At 40.1% G+C, this 618-nt stretch carries 1 protein-coding gene; it reads left to right on the top strand.

Features of this window, described 5'->3' with window-relative positions; translation table 11 throughout:
• On the top strand, positions 1-618 hold a 618-nt coding region (locus EHW58_RS15610), incomplete at both ends, for an ISAs1 family transposase (protein WP_152797369.1).

Here is a 618-nt window from a genome sequence, read left to right as displayed (position 1 = left end):
CGAAAGTAGACAGTAAGACAAATGAGATTACTGCCATCCCTAAGCTGCTGGAATTGCTCGATATTTCAGGTTGTTTAATTACCATAGATGCTATGGGTTGTCAGCACAAAATCGCACAGAAAATCATCGATAAAAATGCTGATTATTTGCTTGCCGTTAAAGGAAACCAAGGCAAGTTAGATAAAGCGTTTGATAATTATTACCGCCCGGCAATGCTTCAAAAATTTGATGGTGATAGCTACGCATCACAAGAGAAATCGCATGGGCGTTTAGAAACACGATGTGCACTGATTAATACGGATTTAAGTGTATTAGGTGATTTGGCATACGATTGGCCTGAATTAAAAACGATGGGCATCATGGTGAGTGTTCGACAAGAAGGAAAACACGCCGAAGAGTCTGATATTTCAGTGCGCTATTATATAAGCTCAAAAGCACTGACAGCGAAAGAACTTCATGATGCCACTCGCTCGCACTGGTTAATTGAATCGATGCACTGGCAACTTGATGTTGGATTAAAAGAAGATGCTTGCCGAATAAGAGTCGATGATCGAGCGGAAGTGTTTGCACGAATAAGGCAAATGGTTTTGAATTTATTAAAGCAAGAGAAGAGTTTCA

Source organism: Salinivibrio sp. VYel1, assembly GCF_009377945.1.
Lineage (GTDB): Bacteria > Pseudomonadota > Gammaproteobacteria > Enterobacterales > Vibrionaceae > Salinivibrio > Salinivibrio siamensis.
This window is presented reverse-complemented; position numbering and strand designations above follow the sequence as displayed.